Here is a 19397-nt window from a genome sequence, read left to right as displayed (position 1 = left end):
TTACAATAACAAAATATTAACATATTTTCACCATTTTTTTGGAAATATTTTATAAATACTTTACTAAACTAAAAAAAGAGGAAAGCCTCTTTTTTTAGTTTAGTATGGATATGTTATTTGCTGATAACCCGGATATGGCGTTGGGTATGGCGCTAGGTATGGCGCTGGATAAGTTACTGGGTACGGCGCTGGATAGTAGCCTCCACCTGCTGCACCCGTTAGTGCGCCAGCTGTAAGCCCACCTAACACACCTCCAGCAAAACTTCCAGGGAAAAATCCACCGCCCCATGAGCCGCCACCCCAGCCCCATCCACCTCCGTGATGGTGATGATGATCATGGTGATTGTGCCCTCCATGGTGGTGATGTCCGCCGTTATGATGGTGCCCTCCATGATGATGATTACGATAATACAATCCGTTATTTTCTATATAATTCATATTTCCCCTCTCCTTTTCCATTTTCTCATCTTAATAGGTATTGTAAGAATAATATGGATCTTGTTGGTAACCTGTATAATAAGAATAATCCGAGTAATACGGATAACCATATCCGCCATAACCAAATCCAGGGCTGAGTAATGCTCCTGCTACAAACCCTGGAAAGAAACCTCCACCAAAAAATGGGGAATGTCCAAAACCACCATGAAAACCACCGTGACCAAATCCTCCAATTGGACGACCATACATTTTATTCACCCTCCTTTTCTCTTTAAAAACGTAACAATACACTGTATGTAGGACAAATGCGGAAAGTATGGGGAAATACCTACATTTTGTAAAAAACAGAAAACAATTTATAATAAAAATGTCACATTACATCCGCTATTTAGGAAGTCTATATTGAAGAAAGATTAGAGGAATTATATAGAAATGAAGAAACCTATCGTTCAATTACTATTAATATTTACAATTGTATCTATCGTTCTTTTCCTATTAAATACATCGTATATTTCGTTATATACATTTGTCGGCGTTCTCTGGTCCATTACAATTGTAGGAATTTCATTCGTTATTTTTATCGAAAATAGGTCTCCTCAAAGTACCTTAGCGTGGTTTTTAGTATTAGCACTTCTTCCCGTTGTAGGTGTACTTTTATACTCTATTTTCGGGCGTAGCCGTTGGAGAAGAAAAAAGCATCTCCATCGTTCAGAAGAACAAAGAAAATTATTCCGTGAAATATTAGAAGGAAGACGACTAGAGTTATCACTCAAAGTCCCATTAAGTGAACGCTCTACCCATTTAACAGAAGTTGTACAAAAATTTGGAGGCGGGCCTGCCGCAGATAGAACAACTACAAAACTTTTAACAAACGGAGATCAAACATTTTCAGAAATTTTGCAAGCTATCGAGCAAGCAAAACATCACATACATATTCAATACTATATTTATAAATCTGATGAGATTGGTACAAAAGTCCGGGATGCTTTAATAAACAAAGCAAAAGCTGGTGTTATTGTACGCTTCCTTTATGATGGATTAGGAAGTAATACGTTAAGAAGACGCTTTTTAAAACCTATGAAAGAAGCTGGGATTGAAATTGTTGAATTTGACCCTATTTTTTCAGCTTGGTTACTTGAAACAGTTAATTATCGTAACCACCGTAAAATCGTCATTGTCGATGGAGAAATTGGTTTTACTGGAGGACTTAATGTCGGTGATGAATATCTTGGCCGTTCAAAAAAGTTTCCCGTTTGGCGTGATAGTCATTTAAAAATCGAAGGAAAAGCGTTATATAAATTACAAGCAATTTTTCTAGAGGACTGGCTCTATGCATCTAGTGGTTTGAAAACCTATTCCTGGGATCAATTTATGAATAGACAATACTTCCCAGGTAAAGAAGTTTCAAGTGCAGAAGGTGCTGTGCAAATTGTAGCAAGCGGGCCAAGCTCAGATGATAAGAGCATTCGTAATACGTTATTAGCTATTATGGGCTCTGCAAAAAAATCTATTTGGATTGCTACACCATATTTTATTCCAGATCAAGAAACTTTAACATTATTACGTTTAAGTGCAATATCTGGCATAGATGTACGCATTTTATATCCTGGTAAAAGTGATAGTATTATTAGTGATCAAGCATCCCAATCCTACTTCACTCCACTTTTAAAAGCTGGTGCCTCCATCTATAGTTATAAAGATGGCTTTATGCATGCAAAACTTGTACTTGTTGATGATAAAATTGCAACAATCGGAACAGCAAATATGGATGTACGAAGCTTTGAATTGAATTACGAAATTATTAGCGTACTGTATGAATCAAAAACTGTTCATGATATTAAACGTGATTTTGAAGAAGACTTTAAGCATTCCACTGAAATTAAATGGAACGCTTTCCAAAAAAGAAGTATCAAAAAACGAATATTAGAGTCTTTTATGAGGCTCATTTCTCCTTTACTATAAGCAATCAATGTACAATTGATTGCTTTTTCTTTTATATTTGTCCCCTCCCCTTTTCTTTGCATACCATATTAAAACAAGTTATCATAAGATGTATTACTTTATGAAAATAATGTTAGGTGGGAAATACATGTTAGAACAATTTCATATACATGCTGATTTAAAACAACAGCTCTCTACAATTCACGAAAAGAATAAGCAAGAAGCTGGTGAAAATGCACTTTTAATCGGTACAAAAATATATAAAGCATCTGATAATAGCATTATCGAAGATGCTATTACAGCACTTCTTCTTGGCAAAAACATTCTATTAAAAGGACCAACTGGTAGTGGTAAAACAGTACTAGCTGAAACGCTTTCTTCTTTATTCCAAAAACCAATGCATAGCATTAACTGTTCTGTCGACCTAGATGTAGAAGGTATTTTAGGATACAACACACTACAAACGAAAGATGGCGCATCTGAAGTTGCTTTCGTTAACGGTCCTCTTATGAAAGCGATGAAGAACGGTCATTTCCTATATATTGATGAAATCAATATGGCAAAACCTGAAACGTTACCGCTTCTTCACGGTGCATTAGATTACCGTAAAATGATTACAAACCCGTTTACACAAGAAGTTGTATACGGTGATGACGAATATCGCGTAATCGCTGCCATTAATGAAGGTTACGTTGGTACAAGTGAACTAAACGAAGCGTTAAAAAACCGTTTCGTTATTATTGAAGTTCCTTACATTCAAGGTGATACATTAAAAGAATTATTATTAGCAGAATCAAAATTAAACGATGTTACAACAATTGAAAAGTTCGTTGCATTTGCAAGCGATCTTATGCCTTTAGCTCGTGACGGCCGCGTAAGTGAAGAAGCAGCAAGTATTCGTGGCATTATCGATGCATGTGATTTAGGTGTATATATTCCTGTTATGCGTGCAATTGAACGTAGTATTATCGCAAAATTAAACGATGAAACAGAACAAATGACTGTCCGTGAATTAGCAGAAAGTTATTTCTTTGAGGGATAATTCATGAGACAAATTTTTAGTGACAAAAAAATTGATGCGTCGCTGTTTCTACAAATGGAAAACTTAATGTATGCCCTTCTCAAAGAAGATGATGCCTACCTTGAGTATGGCTATAAAGCATACTACGACGAAATTGAAAAAAAGGTTGTCATTAGTCACTTTTGGGATGATCGAAAAGAAGAGGATACAGTAATCGGATTAAAAAGCGAAGTGTTTTTAAAAGCACTTGGTAATAAACATTACTCGGACATGACTTTAATTCGTTCTTATGCGATTGAATTACAAGAATCACCCTTAAAAAAATTTTTAACACAATTATTTGTTCTATTAGAAGATTTACGTGTTGAAGAAATCGTAAAAAACTTACGCCCTGGCACAAAGCATGTTTTTAAAAGAAGAAAAGAAATGTATCGCAATTACTTTAGCTCACAAAATGAAATCAATCGCGTTCGTAACTATCACGGTGATCGTCTATTTTGTCTATGCTATCTTTCATTAACGAGCGATAAATATGAAATGTTTAATAATGAATATTTCGAGCAAATTGAAGCTATTCTGCATGAAACATTCCAAGCTCGTAATACGGAAGATATTATGTATATCGTTGAGAAAATTCGCTATCGTTTAGAGGAGCTTCTTGAAAGTGATATGCTTAACAACTATTTCGGACATGCTCCGCTCTACTTATCTGTTATTGCAGATGAAAAAGACAGCCGTCCCGAAAAATTAGCAAATGATGATACACAAATCGTTGATGATGAGAATAAAAATAAAATGAATGAAAGCTTCTCTACATGGCACCGTGAAAATAAAAACAATGAAAATGAGAACTTTTTACGTTTTGAATTAGAAAGCGGAACAAAAACAAATATGATGGGTGATACTGCTCGCGAATCAGAAGATGGTGACCAAGCGCTTGGCTCTGTACAAGGTACTTCTCAAAAAAGTACACAATCCAACTTTGATGGTGCTGATACAGAGGAAGCAAGAGCCTCTCACGCTTCTAGTCAAAATGATGGTGCATACGGTAAGTATAATACTGGCGCTTCTCATACATTTAAAGAAGCACGCAAACCAAATCCTGACGAGAAAAAGGATTACCAAGCTATTAAATCAGTCGTTAATAAAGATGTAAAAGAATTAAAGAAAATTATCGAAAAAACGATTGAAAATAAAACGAATGCAAATAGTGATAAATATTACGGAAGACTTCGTAAGAAATTCCTTCGTATTTATACTGAAAAGCAGCCTCGCATGTTTTATAAAAAAGGGCAAGAATCACAAGAGCTCGACGTTGCATTCCAACTACTAGTGGACTGCTCTGGTTCTATGTATAACAAAATGGAAGAAACGAAAAAGAGTGTGGTCCTATTCCATGAAGCGTTGAAATCTTTAAAAATCCCGCACGCTATTAGCGGATTTTGGGAAGATGCTTCTAGTGCTAAACCTGAAGATAAGCCGAACGTTATCCATGAAGTTGTAACGTATAAAAACTCAACGTTACCAAACGTTGGTCCCGAAATTATGCAGCTTCGCGAAGAAGAAGATAATCGCGACGGGTATATTATTCGTATCGTTTCTGAAAAGCTTGCAAAAAGACCAGAAAAGCATAAATTCTTACTTGTCTTCACAGACGGTGAGCCTTCTGCACTAGACTATCAACAAGACGGTATTTTAGATACGCATGAAGCTGTCAAACTTGCTCGTAAAAGTGGTATGGAAGTAATCGGGATCTTCATCGAAGAAGGCGAAGCGAAAGAAGCAACTTATCAATTAATGAAGAACATTTATAACCATCACTTCTTAGTTGCAAATCACGCTGAAGATTTACGTTTGAAGATTAAACCACTATTGAAAAAGTTATTACTGAAGACGATTGAATAGAAAAAACAGGAGCGTTGCGCTCCTGTTTTTTTTCTTTCAATCACTTTGTTTCTGGCTGAAACTTGTATGGAATGGCTACTTCTAATAATGCCTCAAATCCACCATCGTAGAATGGGAATCGTTCATTTGCAATTGCTCTGTCCACCCACTCTATTGCAGAAATTTCTTCTTCATCTTCTGTAATAAGTTCACCTGCTACTACATTCGCTCGGAATGTAAATAATAGTGCATGATTCCCTGATTCTTCAAAGAATTTTTCATTGATCGCAACAAGTCCACCTGCCATAGCCGTTAAACCTGTCTCTTCTCTTACTTCCCTTACTAGAGCTTTCTCTAACGTTTCACCCTTTTCAACAGCCCCACCCGGCAATGACCAAACATTTTGTTCTACATTATGTACCATTAATATTTTATCTGTTTCTTCGTCATGTATTAGTGCATATACGACATCAACTCTTTGCATGTTGCTTTTCTCCTTCAATTAAAAGAGTCGATTCCTAAGAATCGACCCTTCCTATTAATTCATCACTAACTCAGCTGTGAGCTTTTTTTTTAACTTAGCAAGCATGTCCGTTGTCATTTTGTCTAAATCGTATTCTGCTTTAAAGCCCCACTCTTTCATTGCTGCTGTTGCATCAATAGAGTTTGGCCAACTATCAGCGATTGTTTGACGAGCAGGATCTACAGCGTAATCCATCGTAAACGCCGGGATGTGTTTACGAATTGATGCTGCGATTTGCTCCGGCTCAAAGCTCATTGCTGTAATATTGAACGCGTTTCTATGCACAAGTTTACTTGGATCAGCTTCCATTAATGAAATGATCGCTTGTAAAGCATCTGGCATGTACATCATATCCATGTATGTTCCTTCTGCAATGTATGAGGTGTATGTGCCTTTTTTAATCGCCTCATAATAAATTTCAACTGCATAATCAGTTGTTCCCCCTCCTGGAGGAGCTACATAAGAAATTAAACCTGGGAAACGTACACCGCGCGTATCAACGCCAAATTTTTGATGATAATAATCACATAGTAATTCTCCTGCTACTTTGTTTACCCCATACATCGTAGTAGGGCGCTGAATTGTATCTTGTGGCGTATTATCTTTCGGCGTTGATGGACCAAATGCACCGATAGAACTTGGCGTGAAGAATTTACAGTTTAATTCACGAGCTGCTTCTAATGCATTTACAAGTCCGCCCATATTCAAATTCCATGCAAATAATGGATTTTTTTCTGCTGTTGCTGAAAGTAAAGCTGCTAAATGAATAATTGTATCTACTTCATTACGCTTTGCGATATCATGTAGTTTTTGTCCATCTGTTACATCTAACGTTTCAAATGGACCAGATGTTACTACTTCACTATCTGTTTCACGAATATCTGTTGCAATAACATTTGATGCGCCGTATACATCACGAAGTTTCATTACTAGTTCAGAACCAATTTGCCCTAAAGAACCGGTTACTAGAATTTTTTTCATTTTCCCCACTCCTCATTTGCAAGCTATTCAAAAGATGTCTTTACTTAAATGATGCCCATTTCTTTCCCTACTTTTTCATACTTACGAATTGCCTCATCCAACATTTCTTTCGTATGAGCTGCTGTTGGCATATTACGAACGCGTCCGGTTCCTTTAGCTACAGTTGGGAACACGATAGATTTTGCATATACGCCTTCTTCATTTAGGCGTTTACTAAATTCTTGTGTTAATACTTCGTCACCAATAATACAAGGTGTAATTGGCGTTTCACTTTCCCCGATGTTAAAGCCAAGTTCTTTTAACCCTTGTTTTAAATAGCGACCATTTTCCCATAAACGATCATGCAACTCTGTGCTTTCCATTAAGATTTCAATGGATCTCATGCAAGCTGCTGCATCAGCTGGTGTTAATGCTGTAGAGAATAAGAATGGACGTGAACGAACTTTTAACCAGTCAATTAAGTTTTGTTTTCCTGCTACATATCCACCAATTACCCCAATTGCTTTTGACAATGTACCAATTTGGAAATCAACTTTATCAGATAGACCGAAGTGCTTTACAGTTCCTGCACCTTTTCCAAGTACACCTGAACCGTGTGCATCATCTACGTATGTCATTAAATCTAATTCTTCCGCAATCTCAACAATTTCTGGTAGTTTTGCAACATCTCCATCCATTGAGAAGACACCGTCTGTAATGACCATTAATTTATTGTAAAGACCTGATTCTTTCGCCGCGATTGCTTTTTGGCGTAAATCTTCCATATCAGAATGTTTATAAACGATAATTTTTGCTTTTGATAGACGACTACCATCGATAATGGAAGCATGGTTTAATTCGTCTGAAAGAATCGCATCATTTTTATCCATAACAGCTGAAATCGCTGCCATATTACAGTTAAATCCTGATTGATAAGCAATCGCTGCTTCTGTATGTTTAAACTTTGCAATTGTTTCTTCTAATTTAATATGCAAATCTAAAGTACCGTTAATTGTACGAACAGCTCCTGCTCCAACGCCGTACTTATGAATTGCACCAATTGCTGCTTCTTGCAAACGGCTATCTGTTGCTAATCCAAGATAGTTGTTTGAAGATAAGTTAATATATTCTTTTCCACCAATTGTAATGATTGGTCCATTTGAACTTTCAAGCGGATCAATTACGTTATAAAGCCCCTTTGATTTTAAATCCTCTAAATTTTCTTCTAAAAATTTTGCAAGTGTTTTACTAGACATCGTGAAGCCTCCCATCGTTCATGTAAGCGAATTATTGTCTTAATAGTTCTAATAATCCCTCTACTAGCTTAACACGTTTTCAGAATTTATTATAGAAAAATAGTTTAAAGTAACCGCTTACAATTCTAGATTATATACGATTCATTACAAGAAATCTATTATTTACTTTTCATATTTGGTAGAATAAAAAAAATATGTAAGGAGGCTTCAATCATGGCATTTACTGAATCAGATGTATATAATAACGAAGCATTTTTTGAACAATATATGAAGCGAAGATATCGAGAAAATAGCCCAAATGAGGCACTTGAAAAACCAGCCTTCTTTCAACTCATTAGTGATGTTAAAGGAAAGCGAATTCTTGATTTAGGCTGCGGTGATGCTAAGTTCGGTGAAGAGTTATTAGAAAAAGGCTGCCACTCTTACACTGGTATTGAAGGCTCCGAACTTATGTATGAAAAAGCTAAAAAACAACTAGAAAACAAAAATGGCGCCGTTCATTTTTTAAACCTCAAAGACTACACATACCCTCCTTCTACTTTTGATTTAGTAACATCTAGACTCGCCTTACATTATATCGAACATCTTCCTATCATTTTTCAAAATGTGTACGAAACTTTAAAGACAAATGGAACCTTTACTTTTAGCGTTCAACACCCTATTATTACCTCTTCATTTGAAAGCTTGCAAACGAGCGGAAAAAGAACGAGTTGGCTCGTCGATGATTACTTTAAACTAGGCAAACGGGTTGAACCTTGGATTGATCAAGAAGTTATTAAATATCATCGTACAACGGAAGAATATTTTACACTATTACAACAAGCTGGATTTACAATTACAAATTTAAAAGAAGCTACACCAGATCAAACTTATTTTCAAAACGCGGAAGAATATGAACGTCGTTTACGTATCCCCCTCTTCCTCTTATTCTCTTGCCGAAAATAAAAAGACGATGAACCCCTCATCGTCTTTTTCATTATCTCATTGCCTGAGCAACCTCTTTACGTACACGTCTTCCTTTTCCATGTGGGATACAAAGTGGCGTCCCAAATAATGGATCTGTACTGATTTGACATTCCATTCGGAATACATCACGTACTAGCTTCTCATCTACTACTTCTTCTGGCTTACCTTGTGCATATATTTGTTTATCTTGAATGGCTACAATATTGTCTGCATAACGGCAGGCTAAATTTAAATCGTGTAGTACCATAACAATTGTTCTTTGTTCTTTTTCATTTAATTCGAATAATAAATCTAGCACTTCAATTTGGTGAGTCATATCTAAATAGGTAGTAGGCTCATCCAATAAAATAATATCTGTATCTTGTGCAAGCGTCATTGCAATCCAAGCGCGTTGTCGTTGTCCACCTGAAAGAGCATGCACATCACGCTCAGCAAATTCTGTCATCCCTGTTGCTGCAAGTGCCTTCTGTACCATTTCTTCGTCTTTTTCTGACCACTGTTTCAGCCATGTTTGATATGGATAACGCCCTTGTTTTACAAGTTGCAATACTGTAAGACCTTCTGGCGCTTGCGGTCCTTGCGGTAAAATTGCCATTTGACGGGCAATTTGCTTCGTTTGCATACTTTGAATCGCTTGATTATCTAACAAAATGTCACCAGTTGTTGGTTTTAACAATCTAGCTAGTGAACGTAATAAAGTTGATTTCCCGCAACCGTTAGAACCAATGAAGATTGTAATTTCGCCTTTTGGAATTTCTAAATTCAACTCATCAATAATAATTGTTTCACCATAAGACAACGTCAAACGTTTCGTCTCCAATGCTTTTTGCATATTCATCTCCCTTTATGAATTCCGACTTTTATAAAGTAAATAAATAAAATAAGGTGCACCAATTGCTGATGTAAATACCCCTGCTGGAATTTCAAGTGGGGTGAAAACTGTACGCCCAATTAAATCTGCAGCAAGTACTAAAATTGCACCAACGATCGCCGCAACTGGGAGTAATGCACCATATAAAGAACCAACTAGTCTTCGTGAAATATGAGGTGCCATTAAACCAACAAATCCAATTCCTCCAGCAAAGGCAACTGCTCCACCAATTAAGGCTGTACTAAGTAATAACATGAATACGCGTGACTTCGTTAAAGGAACACCAAGTCCTACCGCAATATCATCCCCTAGCTCTTGCGCATTTAAATGTCTAGCAGCTATAAATGATATTATCGTTAAAATGAGAACCCACGGCGCAAGTACCATGACATTTTGCCATGAAGAACCGTAAACAGTACCCGTAATCCATACATTCGCTTGACTTGCTTGATAAATTGGCGCTAATAACATAAACAAAGTCGTTGCCGCTTTCGTTAATGCCCAAAACCCAACACCAATTAAAACAAGACTAATCGGCGATAACCCGTCATTTCTCCATGCAAATAAATATACAAAAAGCGCTACAATTGTTGCCCCAACAAAGGCTGCTAGCGGCATATAATGAATGCTTACAGTTAGCGCATTATTTTTATCACTAAATATAGCTAAAAACAATACAACTGCAACACTTGCACCACCTGTAATCCCGATAATATCCGGAGAAGCAAGTGGATTTCGGACGAGGCCTTGTAAAATACATCCTGCGATCGCAAGTGCGATCCCTACAAGAATAGCAATTAAAATACGCGGCATACGAAACTTATTTACAACCATATTTGACATCGCATCGCCATTTCCAGTGATCGCTTGCCATACATCATAAGGAGCAATTTTCATGTCTCCCATACCTGCACTCGCAAAAAATAATCCTATTAAAACAACTAGTAAACTGAATAAGACGAGACAAGCTCGTTTATACATTAAAAACGAGAGCCCGCCTTTTCCTATACGAAACGGAATATACTTCTTCATTTGCTAAGCCCTCTCTTACGTGCAATATAAATAAAGAACGGCGCACCAATAAATGCTGTCATAACTCCTACCGGTACTTCTTGTGGCATAATGACATATCTTGCTGCGATATCAGCTAAGATTAATAGTATTGCACCTAACAAGCCGCTATACGGCACTCTCCATCTATGATCTACTCCAACAAGAAATCTGGAAAAGTGCGGGGTAATGATTCCAATAAATCCAATTGGACCAGCAACGGCAACTGAACCACCAGACAACAGGACAATAATAAGTAACACGAATGATTTCATTAAAATCGTTCGTTGCCCAAGTCCCTTTGCAACGTCTTCCCCCATCATCAATGTATTTACTTTCCCTGCCATCATAATAGATGCAATCCAGCCTATTAATAAATACGGGAATACAGATTGTAAAATTTCTAACTTTCTTCCTTGCACAGATCCGGCAAGCCAAAATAATACTTCTTCAAGCGCCTTTTCATTTAAAACAAGTAATCCTTGTGTTAATGATGAAAATAACGCACTAATTGCGACCCCTGCTAATGTTAACTTAAGAGGTGTTGTCCCCTCTTTTCCTAAAGAACTAGAAGCAAATACAAGTACAGCTGCAACTGCTGCCCCTAAAAAGGCAATCCACGTGAAGGCTGATAATGACGTCACGGAAAAAATAACAATTGCTACAACGATGAAGAAAGCAGCACCTGAATTTAATCCAATAAAATCTGGAGAAGCAAGTGGATTCTTCGTTAAAGTTTGCATAAGACAACCTGCAATGGCTAAACTAGCACCAACACTTGCTGCAATTAATGCCCTTGGTAGACGCACATTTTGAATAATAATATGTTCATTGGAACCATTAAAATGGAAAAAAGCATCTAACGCTAATTTCCAACTCGTATTTGTATATCCAAAAATAATACTTCCCCAAATACAAGTAATGACTGCAATGATCCCAACAAATAATCCAATCCATTTTGCTTGATTTGTTTTTAATAACATGCAGCGTTTCCCCTTCAATGTATAATGATACGTTGTAAGTGTATTTCAACTTAATTCTCATTGTCAACGGAAATGAGAATTATTTTCATTGACAACGAGGCCATGAAGTATTATTATCATGCTTGCTATTGAAAAAAATTCTCACTATGTAGGGGGTACATAATGAATTTCATGCGAAAGAAATCGTTTACAGTATTTGTATTTTTATTAGCCTTTTCACTACTTTTAAGTGCTTGTGGAAAATCAAATACGAAAGAAGATACAAAAAAAGAAATGATTACAGTTGAACATGCAATGGGGAAAACAGAAGTTCCTGCTAATCCAAAACGTGTAGTTATTTTAACAAACGAAGGAACTGAAGCTTTACTTGAGCTGGGTGTGAAACCAGTTGGGGCTGTAAAATCTTGGACTGGTGATCCATGGTATCCACATATTAAAGATAAAATGAAAGATGTAAAAGTTGTTGGTGATGAAGGACAAGTGAACGTAGAAACAATCGCTTCTTTACAACCAGACTTGATTATAGGTAACAAAATGCGTCACGAAAAAGTGTACGAGCAACTAAAAGCAATTGCACCTACTGTGTTCTCTGAAACATTACGTGGTGAATGGAAAGATAACTTCAAGTTTTATGCGAAAGCATTAAATAAAGAAAAAGAAGGCCAAAAGGTTTTAGCTGATTACGATAAACGTATGAAAGATTTAAAAGCCAAACTAGGTGATAAAGTAAATCAAGAAATCTCTATGGTTCGCTTCATGCCTGGTGATGTTCGTATTTATCATGGTGATACATTCTCTGGTGTTATTTTAAAAGAACTTGGATTTAAACGTCCTGGTGATCAAAATAAAGATGACTTCGCAGAGCGTAACGTATCTAAAGAACGTATTTCTGCAATGGATGGCGATGTATTATTCTACTTCACATTCGATAAAGGAAACGAGAAAAAAGGCTCTGAATTAGAAAAGGAATATATCAATGATCCGCTATTTAAAAACTTAAATGCAGTAAAAAATGGTAAAGCATACAAAGTTGATGATGTGATTTGGAATACAGCTGGTGGTGTAATGGCTGCTAACCTACTATTAGATGATATCGAAAAACGCTTTGTTAAATAATCTTTCCTTAGCCAGCTCTGCTTCTATGGAGCTGGTTATTTTTCAATTCACTTAAATGTCACATTATTTCATTTTGTATTTTTATTCCCAATATGTTATATTATAAAAGTAAATAGAATGTATTTTCTTTATATCAGAATAAATATTTTAATCTAAATTTTCTGATTAATCACTATTTTATTTTCTTTTAGAATTCAATTATTACATTTGAAAACGCTTATCATCTCGTTTTCAGGGCAAAATACAGTAACGGTCGAAGTGAAATAGAACTTTTTTAGAAATTTTCTTTCTATTTCCATATAATTCTATTGACTTCTAAATATTTTGTAAATTAAAATGATTACATAAATATCCGTTATACAGGATTAGGGGGAAACAAAAATGGATGCAGCTTTAAAATTAGACAAAGCTGGAGAGCAACAATCACCAAAAAAACATCCACCAGGGTTATACTTGTTGTTCTTTACAGAAGCATGGGAAAGATTCAGTTATTACGGAATGCGTGGCTTATTAGTTCTTTATTTAACAACGAGCTTAGTAAGCGGCGGTTTAGGATTTGATAAAGCAGTTGCAGTTCAAATTTACGGTATTTTCACAATGTTAGTATACTTCACACCGATTATCGGTGGTTGGTTAACTGACCATTTCATTACGAAGCGCCATGCCATTACTATTGGTGGTATCATCATGGCAATTGGTAACTTTGTACTATTCTCAATGAACACAAAAACTGGACTATTTTTAGGATTAGGATTATTAGTTATTGGTAACGGATTCTTCAAACCAAATATTTCGACTTTATTAGGTCAATTATATAGCGAAAACGATTCTCGTCGTGATAGTGCCTTCACTATCTTCTACATGGGAATTAACTTAGGTGCTCTTATCGCTCCATTCATTTGCGGTTACTTCGCAGACTATAGATACGGTTTCTTAACAGCTTGTATCGGTATGATTATTGGACAGCTTGCCTTTAATTTCTTAGCACCTCGTTACTTAGGGTCTATCGGAACAACTGTTGTAGGGAAAAAATCTAAAGAAAAAAATGCAAAAGCAATCGAGAAAAAACCTTTAACAACACAAGAGAAAAAACGTACTGCTGCAATTTTAATTTTAACTTGTTTCGTAGTATTCTTCTGGGCAGGATTTGAGCAAGCAGGTAGTTCTTTAACACTTTACACAGATAAGTTTGTGGATCGTACAATTGGTGGATTTACAATTCCAACACCTTGGTTCCAATCTGTAAACCCACTATTCATTATCTTACTAGCATTACCTGTTTCTGCATTATGGATTAAACTTTCGAAAACAAAAAATGGTGATTTGAAAATCCCAACAAAAATGGCATTTGGTATGATTTTACTAGGGATTGGATATTTAGTTCTAACTTTAGCTGTATTAAAAACTGGTAGCGACGAAGGTAACATTACAATGAAAGCAAACTTACTATTCATCGTATTCACTTACATGTTCCATACAATTGGTGAATTATTCTTATCACCAATCGGATTATCTATGGTAAGTGCAATCGCTCCTGTTAAATTAGCATCATTATTAATGGGTGTATGGTTAGCTGGTACTGGCTTCGCAAACTTATTAGCAGGACAATTAGCTGCTTTCACTCAATCTTTAGGATATTTAGAAGTATTCGCAAGTATCGGTATTATCGTAATCGTACTCGGATTAGTACTTCTTATGTTCTCTAAGAAAATTGCACATATGATGGAATAAGAAATAAAAAGACGCTTCTAAACATTTAGAAGCGTCTTTTCTATTACTTCTCCTCTAAAGCCGTCACGTTCACGTGGACGCTTTCTCCAGGATTAGATACATCATACACTTGAGCAACCCCACTCTGCTCGTCACAGCTCTCAATCCATACTGGTACACCTTCATATGTAACGTCGATTCTACTTGAAGAAGATAAAATTTGTTTCACACGTTTTACATCCATTCTATTATCCCTCCTTTTACTTATTACACTCCTTTCTATCTTTTCTTTTCCTTTTAGAATATATTCCATATAGCAACATTTTAATGGTTAGCCTTTTTTCCTTACCCATTAACATTCTTTCTCATATCATCCTTCTAACAAAAAAAGACGTAGATCCCATACGTCTTTTTCCATAATATTCAAATTTTAAGAAAATAATGTTTTTACTACTTCACTTACTTTATCATTATGAATTTGATAATACACTTCCAGTCCTCGTCGTTCAAAGCGTACTACTTTATTTTGTTTTAATTTCGTTAAATGTTGCGAAACTGTTGATTGCGGAATTTCTAACACTTCCTGTAATTGTGTTACGTTACATGTTCCACGTTGCATTAGTTCCATTACTAGGCGTAGACGCAACGGATGCGCTAACGCTCTTAACATTTGTACATCTTCTTCTGAAATACGACATTCGAATTGATTTTGGCTCATAAAGTTCCCCTCATTTTCGTTTTTATTTTCTTTTTATTTATTTATATATCTGTTCTTATATTTCCTGTTACGACATAACTTTATCAACCTATAAAGCTGAAAAATTTTTCCACCTTAACCAGCAAAGGACTCAGGAAAAATTCCTTGCTGATTTTGAATATTATACTATACGATATAACGAAAAAGCAAAATAACGGGCTGCAAATACTTTGCTTGCAAACGTTGTTTTATCAGGCTTTTTGTTATATTTTCACCTCATTGCAATGTGCAGTAATGATATTGTAAAATACCGTCTATAATTGATAACCTATCGTAACGTATTTGGGTTATATTTAACCTCTTTGTTACGCTAAAAGGAATTTTCAGTAAAAAGAGCTGCCGTAACATTAAATATTAACTTATTACTTTTTAATTCATATTCACTAGCTTGAACTATGATGGAATACTTCCTATTAAATACATTTCCTGTCCCACTCCTAACTTGATCAAATAGGGCAAGCGGTACATTCTGCAGCTCTATATTTAATACAAAGACGGTCTCTATTATAGAGCTGTAGGATCAATAATGTATAAACAACTATAAGAAAAGAATATGTAAATCATTTATCTCACCCACTCAAATAGATTTGAGTGGGCTTTTTGTCTACTTTATGAACAAAGCATTTCTTTTAACACTATTATGGAATAATTATACTTTTTTACGTTGACAATAGTGTTGAAGGAGAATATACTAAGCATGTAAGTTGATTGTGAATAGTTTCACAAATAATGTGAATTTCTTCACATAAAATAGATAGGAGTTGTCATTATTATGAGTACTTGGACACAAATTTATGACCCATTAAACAATATTTGGTTATCTGCTCTAATCGCAGCACTTCCAATTTTTTGCTTCATCATTTGTTTAATGGGACTGAAAATGAAAAGTTATATCGCTGGGCTTTACAGTGTGATTGTCGCTATTATTCTTGCTATATTCGTTTATAAAATGCCAGCAACAGTAGCTGTAGCATCTGCCGGATTCGGTATTTTATCCGGATTTTACCCAATTTGTACTATCGTTATCGCAGCAATTTTCCTTTACAAATTAACTGTTAAAACAGAGCAATTCAACATCATTCGTGATAGTATTTCAAGCATTACAAATGATCAACGTTTACAAGTATTATTAATCGCTTATTCTTTCGGTGCTTTCTTAGAAGGCGCAGCTGGTCTAGGGGTTCCAGTTGCTATTACAGCTGCACTACTTGTAGGTATGGGCTTTAATCCATTAAAAGCAGCAGGTATTTGTTTAGTAGCAAACATCGCTGGTGGTGCTATGGGCGCTATGGGTATCCCAGTTACAGTACCAGCACAATTAACTGAATTAGATGCATTAACTATCGGTCGTCAAACTGTTCTTATTCTACCATTCATTAGTATTGTATTACCTTTCTTACTTGTTTCAATGGTCGATGGAATTAAAGGTATTAAAGAAACTTGGCAAGGTATTCTTGTAAGTGGTATTTCTTTCGCAATTACTCAGTTCGTTGTAACTTACTTCTTAGGTGCAGAACTTACTAATATTTTCGCAGCCGTTGTAAGTATGATCTCTCTTGCATTATTCTTACGTGTTTGGCAGCCAAAATCTTCTGCTAAAGAAGAAAAACACGAAGAAAAAGAATCTCATACATTCAATCAAATTTTATATGCTTGGTCTCCATTCGTATTCTTAACTGCATTTGTAACAATCTTTAATTTAAAACCAATTAAAGCTTTATTTGCTCCGGATGGCGCACTAGCAAACCTAGTATTTAACATTCAATTCCCTGGTCTTCATAACGCTGTTATGAAAACTACACCAATTACAAAAGCTGATACACCTTTCGCAGCGGTTTTCAAATTTGATGTATTCTCATCTACAACTACTGCAATCGTATTAGCAATTATCGTTTCACTTATCGTGTACCGCGTAAAAGGTAAAATGGTTAAAGAATTAATGGTTGAAACAATAAAAGAACTAAAAGCTCCAGTGTATACAATCTGTAGTGTTATCGCTTTAGCTTACGTGGAAAACTACTCTGGTATGTCATCTACACTTGGACTTGCATTCTCTTCTACTGGTAATGCATTCCCAATTCTTTCTCCAATCTTAGGATGGATTGGCGTATTCATTACAGGTTCAGTAGTATCAAGTGGTTCATTATTCGCACCGCTTCAAGCAGTAACTGCAGATCAATTAAACATCGTTCCTTCTACTCTTGTTGCATTAAACGTAGTAGGTGGTACAATGGCAAAAATGGTTTCACCACAATCTGTAGCAGTTGCTTGTGCAGCAGTTGGACTAGTTGGTAAAGAATCTGCCCTATTTAAAACAGCAATGAAATACAGTTTAATCTTCTTAGCTATCATTAGCTTACTTCAATTAAACGCTGTATTTAATATCTTTTAAAATAAAACACCGATCCAAATGGATCGGTGTTTTTTTACATTACATCTTCTTATTCTTTAGTAAAGAAGCACCAGCAATTTCAGGATGCGTCATTTCGAATGGATCTAAAATAATATCTAATTCTTCTTCTGTCAGTACACCATGTTCTAAACATAACTCCCGAACAGATTTTCCTGTTTCAATTGCTTCACGTGCAATACGTGATGCTACTTCATAACCAATATGAGGGTTAACTGCTGTAATAATTCCAACACTTTTCTCAACATATTGCTTCAGCAGTTCTTCATTTGCTGTAATTCCTTTAATACAATATTCACGGAATACACGGAATCCGTTATTCATAATACTGATAGATTGAATTAAATTAAATACAAGCACAGGCTCCATTACGTTGAGCTCCAGTTGTCCTGCTTCTGACGCTAAGCAAATTGTGTGATCATTACCAATTACTTGGAAAGCGACTTGATTAATTACTTCTGCCATAACAGGATTTACTTTACCTGGCATAATAGATGAACCTGGTTGACGAGCTGGTAATTGAATTTCCGCCAATCCAACACGTGGACCAGATGCCATAATACGAAGGTCGTTCGCAATTTTAGACATATTCATCATACATACTTTTAATGCTGCAGATACTTCTGTGTATGCATCTGTATTTTGTGTTGCATCAACTAAATGCTCTGCACCAACAAGTGGGAATCCGCTAAATGTTCGTAAGTGTTTAACCACTTGTTCAATGTAGGTAGGGTTTGCATTTAATCCCGTACCAACAGCTGTCGCCCCCATATTCACTTCATATAAATGTTGGCGAGATTGTTTAATTCTTTTTATATCACGCGCAAGCACTCTGCTATACGCTTCAAATTCTTGTCCAAGACGAATCGGAACAGCATCTTGTAAATGCGTACGTCCCATTTTAATGACGTGATCGAACTCTTTTGCTTTTGCAAGGAAAGCAGCATGAAGTTCTTCCATTGTAATAAGAAGTTCTTCTAACATCATAAGAGTTGCAATATGAATTCCCGTTGGAAACGCATCATTCGTTGACTGAGCCATGTTTACATGCGTATTTGGGCTAATTTTTGCATACTCGCCTTTTTCATATCCCATACGTTCTAACGCTCGATTAGCGATTACTTCATTTGTATTCATATTAATAGAAGTTCCAGCACCGCCCTGAATTGGATCTACAATAAATTGATCATGAAATTTCCCATCAACAATTTCTTGTGCTGCCTCTGCAATTTCGTGTCCAATGTCTTTCGCTAAGTAACCAGTATCCATATTTGCAAGTGCCGCCGCTTTTTTCACAATTGCCATTGCCGTAATGAGTGATGGATGAATGCGATACCCTGTAATCGGGAAATTTTCTACCGCACGTAATGTTTGTACACCATAATAAGCTCTACTTGGTACTTCCTTTTCACCTAAAAAATCTTTTTCTATACGTATATCCTTCGTTGCTATCATTTTCATCACCTATACTTTTCATTCTAAATCCCTATTTAAAAAATTCGCCCTCTAAA

Annotated in this window: 18 protein-coding genes; 7 read left to right on the top strand and 11 right to left on the bottom strand. The window is 35.9% G+C overall.

Features of this window, described 5'->3' with window-relative positions; translation table 11 throughout:
• Positions 1-99: 99 nt before the first annotated feature.
• Both ACTFRN_RS17480 and ACTFRN_RS17475 read right to left on the bottom strand, forming a co-directional pair.
• The gene (locus ACTFRN_RS17480) at positions 100-438 is read right to left on the bottom strand and encodes a cobalt transporter (RefSeq protein WP_088106339.1); all 339 of its coding nucleotides are present in this window, start codon (positions 436-438) and stop codon (positions 100-102) included.
• 30 nt (positions 439-468) lie between these two features.
• Positions 469-687 carry a hypothetical protein gene (locus ACTFRN_RS17475; protein ID WP_000274348.1) on the bottom strand — a complete coding sequence of 73 codons (219 nt, stop codon included), beginning with the start codon at positions 685-687 and terminating at the stop codon, positions 469-471.
• Between the two features lie 183 nt (positions 688-870).
• On the opposite strand from ACTFRN_RS17475, the gene ACTFRN_RS17470 reads away from it, so the two are divergent.
• The 3 genes from ACTFRN_RS17470 (at position 871) to ACTFRN_RS17460 (ending at position 5305) form a co-directional block, all read left to right on the top strand.
• Positions 871-2400 carry a cardiolipin synthase gene (locus ACTFRN_RS17470; RefSeq protein ID WP_000743047.1) on the top strand — a complete coding sequence of 510 codons (1530 nt, stop codon included), beginning with the start codon at positions 871-873 and terminating at the stop codon, positions 2398-2400.
• Between the two features lie 127 nt (positions 2401-2527).
• Positions 2528-3421 (top strand): ATP-binding protein, encoded by an 894-nt coding sequence (locus ACTFRN_RS17465; RefSeq protein ID WP_074615332.1) that lies wholly within the window; start codon positions 2528-2530, stop codon positions 3419-3421.
• 3 nt (positions 3422-3424) lie between these two features.
• On the top strand, positions 3425-5305 hold the full coding sequence (locus ACTFRN_RS17460) for a vWA domain-containing protein (protein WP_016716444.1): 1881 nt from the start codon (positions 3425-3427) through the stop codon (positions 5303-5305).
• A gap of 40 nt (positions 5306-5345) precedes the next feature.
• Here ACTFRN_RS17460 and ACTFRN_RS17455 read toward each other — a convergent pair whose 3' ends face one another.
• From ACTFRN_RS17455 to ACTFRN_RS17445, 3 genes are read right to left on the bottom strand one after another with little or no spacing between them, the layout of a single operon-like run.
• Positions 5346-5768: an NUDIX hydrolase gene (locus tag ACTFRN_RS17455; RefSeq protein ID WP_088106338.1), complete on the bottom strand. Its 423-nt coding sequence runs from the start codon at positions 5766-5768 to the stop codon at positions 5346-5348.
• A gap of 54 nt (positions 5769-5822) precedes the next feature.
• On the bottom strand, positions 5823-6788 hold the full coding sequence (locus ACTFRN_RS17450) for an L-threonine 3-dehydrogenase (RefSeq protein ID WP_000723136.1): 966 nt from the start codon (positions 6786-6788) through the stop codon (positions 5823-5825).
• A gap of 44 nt (positions 6789-6832) precedes the next feature.
• Positions 6833-8023, bottom strand: coding sequence for a glycine C-acetyltransferase (locus ACTFRN_RS17445; protein WP_000095906.1), 1191 nt, complete (start codon positions 8021-8023; stop codon positions 6833-6835).
• Between the two features lie 213 nt (positions 8024-8236).
• Here ACTFRN_RS17445 and ACTFRN_RS17440 point away from each other — a divergent pair, with 213 nt between their 5' ends.
• Complete coding sequence (locus ACTFRN_RS17440) at positions 8237-8968, top strand: class I SAM-dependent DNA methyltransferase (RefSeq protein ID WP_000885935.1); 732 nt, start codon at positions 8237-8239, stop codon at positions 8966-8968.
• A gap of 31 nt (positions 8969-8999) precedes the next feature.
• Here ACTFRN_RS17440 and ACTFRN_RS17435 read toward each other — a convergent pair whose 3' ends face one another.
• The 3 genes from ACTFRN_RS17435 to ACTFRN_RS17425 are packed head-to-tail and all read right to left on the bottom strand — an operon-like array spanning position 9000 to position 11893.
• Positions 9000-9821: an ABC transporter ATP-binding protein gene (locus ACTFRN_RS17435; protein WP_001167956.1), complete on the bottom strand. Its 822-nt coding sequence runs from the start codon at positions 9819-9821 to the stop codon at positions 9000-9002.
• Between the two features lie 12 nt (positions 9822-9833).
• The gene (locus tag ACTFRN_RS17430) at positions 9834-10892 is read right to left on the bottom strand and encodes a FecCD family ABC transporter permease (protein WP_088106337.1); all 1059 of its coding nucleotides are present in this window, start codon (positions 10890-10892) and stop codon (positions 9834-9836) included.
• A complete protein-coding gene (locus ACTFRN_RS17425; protein WP_000925208.1) occupies positions 10889-11893 on the bottom strand; it encodes a FecCD family ABC transporter permease in 1005 nt (334 codons plus the stop codon). The genes ACTFRN_RS17430 and ACTFRN_RS17425 overlap by 4 nt, the downstream gene beginning before the upstream one ends.
• Before the next feature lie 162 nt (positions 11894-12055).
• Between ACTFRN_RS17425 and ACTFRN_RS17420 the strand changes: the two genes are divergently transcribed.
• Together ACTFRN_RS17420 and ACTFRN_RS17415 are read left to right on the top strand one after the other, a co-directional pair.
• Complete coding sequence (locus tag ACTFRN_RS17420) at positions 12056-13009, top strand: ABC transporter substrate-binding protein (RefSeq protein WP_088106336.1); 954 nt, start codon at positions 12056-12058, stop codon at positions 13007-13009.
• A 381-nt stretch (positions 13010-13390) separates the two neighbouring features.
• Entirely contained in the window at positions 13391-14740 is a 1350-nt protein-coding gene (locus tag ACTFRN_RS17415; protein ID WP_000338308.1) for a peptide MFS transporter, read from the top strand.
• A gap of 43 nt (positions 14741-14783) precedes the next feature.
• Here ACTFRN_RS17415 and ACTFRN_RS17410 read toward each other — a convergent pair whose 3' ends face one another.
• Together ACTFRN_RS17410 and ACTFRN_RS17405 are read right to left on the bottom strand one after the other, a co-directional pair.
• On the bottom strand, positions 14784-14963 hold the full coding sequence (locus ACTFRN_RS17410; RefSeq protein WP_000382683.1) for an acid-soluble spore protein H: 180 nt from the start codon (positions 14961-14963) through the stop codon (positions 14784-14786).
• Positions 14964-15149: 186 nt separating this feature from the next.
• Entirely contained in the window at positions 15150-15437 is a 288-nt protein-coding gene (locus ACTFRN_RS17405; RefSeq protein ID WP_000081429.1) for an ArsR/SmtB family transcription factor, read from the bottom strand.
• 811 nt (positions 15438-16248) lie between these two features.
• On the opposite strand from ACTFRN_RS17405, the gene ACTFRN_RS17400 reads away from it, so the two are divergent.
• Positions 16249-17868, top strand: coding sequence for an L-lactate permease (locus ACTFRN_RS17400; RefSeq protein WP_046646284.1), 1620 nt, complete (start codon positions 16249-16251; stop codon positions 17866-17868).
• Between the two features lie 39 nt (positions 17869-17907).
• On the opposite strand, the gene aspA is transcribed toward ACTFRN_RS17400, so the two are convergent.
• Complete coding sequence (aspA, locus tag ACTFRN_RS17395; protein ID WP_000562154.1) at positions 17908-19341, bottom strand: aspartate ammonia-lyase; 1434 nt, start codon at positions 19339-19341, stop codon at positions 17908-17910.
• Between the last annotated feature and the right edge of the window lie 56 nt (positions 19342-19397).

Source organism: Bacillus cereus group sp. MYBK245-2, assembly GCF_051916145.1.
Taxonomy (GTDB): Bacteria; Bacillota; Bacilli; order Bacillales; family Bacillaceae_G; genus Bacillus_A; species Bacillus_A pacificus.
The sequence above is the reverse complement of the archived record's forward strand: the minus strand, read 5'-3'. Positions and strand labels throughout refer to the sequence as shown.

Excerpts from the sequence above, each read along its gene's own strand:
- ACTFRN_RS17480 (WP_088106339.1), bottom strand. The coding sequence starts at position 438 with ATGAATTATATAGAAAATAACGGATTGTATTATCGTAATCATCATCAT.
- ACTFRN_RS17475 (WP_000274348.1), bottom strand. The coding sequence starts at position 687 with ATGTATGGTCGTCCAATTGGAGGATTTGGTCACGGTGGTTTTCATGGT.
- ACTFRN_RS17470 (WP_000743047.1), top strand. The coding sequence starts at position 871 with ATGAAGAAACCTATCGTTCAATTACTATTAATATTTACAATTGTATCT.
- ACTFRN_RS17465 (WP_074615332.1), top strand. The coding sequence starts at position 2,528 with ATGTTAGAACAATTTCATATACATGCTGATTTAAAACAACAGCTCTCT.
- ACTFRN_RS17460 (WP_016716444.1), top strand. The coding sequence starts at position 3,425 with ATGAGACAAATTTTTAGTGACAAAAAAATTGATGCGTCGCTGTTTCTA.
- ACTFRN_RS17455 (WP_088106338.1), bottom strand. The coding sequence starts at position 5,768 with ATGCAAAGAGTTGATGTCGTATATGCACTAATACATGACGAAGAAACA.
- ACTFRN_RS17450 (WP_000723136.1), bottom strand. The coding sequence starts at position 6,788 with ATGAAAAAAATTCTAGTAACCGGTTCTTTAGGGCAAATTGGTTCTGAA.
- ACTFRN_RS17445 (WP_000095906.1), bottom strand. The coding sequence starts at position 8,023 with ATGTCTAGTAAAACACTTGCAAAATTTTTAGAAGAAAATTTAGAGGAT.
- ACTFRN_RS17440 (WP_000885935.1), top strand. The coding sequence starts at position 8,237 with ATGGCATTTACTGAATCAGATGTATATAATAACGAAGCATTTTTTGAA.
- ACTFRN_RS17435 (WP_001167956.1), bottom strand. The coding sequence starts at position 9,821 with ATGCAAAAAGCATTGGAGACGAAACGTTTGACGTTGTCTTATGGTGAA.
- ACTFRN_RS17430 (WP_088106337.1), bottom strand. The coding sequence starts at position 10,892 with ATGAAGAAGTATATTCCGTTTCGTATAGGAAAAGGCGGGCTCTCGTTT.
- ACTFRN_RS17425 (WP_000925208.1), bottom strand. The coding sequence starts at position 11,893 with ATGTTATTAAAAACAAATCAAGCAAAATGGATTGGATTATTTGTTGGG.
- ACTFRN_RS17420 (WP_088106336.1), top strand. The coding sequence starts at position 12,056 with ATGAATTTCATGCGAAAGAAATCGTTTACAGTATTTGTATTTTTATTA.
- ACTFRN_RS17415 (WP_000338308.1), top strand. The coding sequence starts at position 13,391 with ATGGATGCAGCTTTAAAATTAGACAAAGCTGGAGAGCAACAATCACCA.
- ACTFRN_RS17410 (WP_000382683.1), bottom strand. The coding sequence starts at position 14,963 with ATGGATGTAAAACGTGTGAAACAAATTTTATCTTCTTCAAGTAGAATC.
- ACTFRN_RS17405 (WP_000081429.1), bottom strand. The coding sequence starts at position 15,437 with ATGAGCCAAAATCAATTCGAATGTCGTATTTCAGAAGAAGATGTACAA.
- ACTFRN_RS17400 (WP_046646284.1), top strand. The coding sequence starts at position 16,249 with ATGAGTACTTGGACACAAATTTATGACCCATTAAACAATATTTGGTTA.
- aspA (WP_000562154.1), bottom strand. The coding sequence starts at position 19,341 with ATGATAGCAACGAAGGATATACGTATAGAAAAAGATTTTTTAGGTGAA.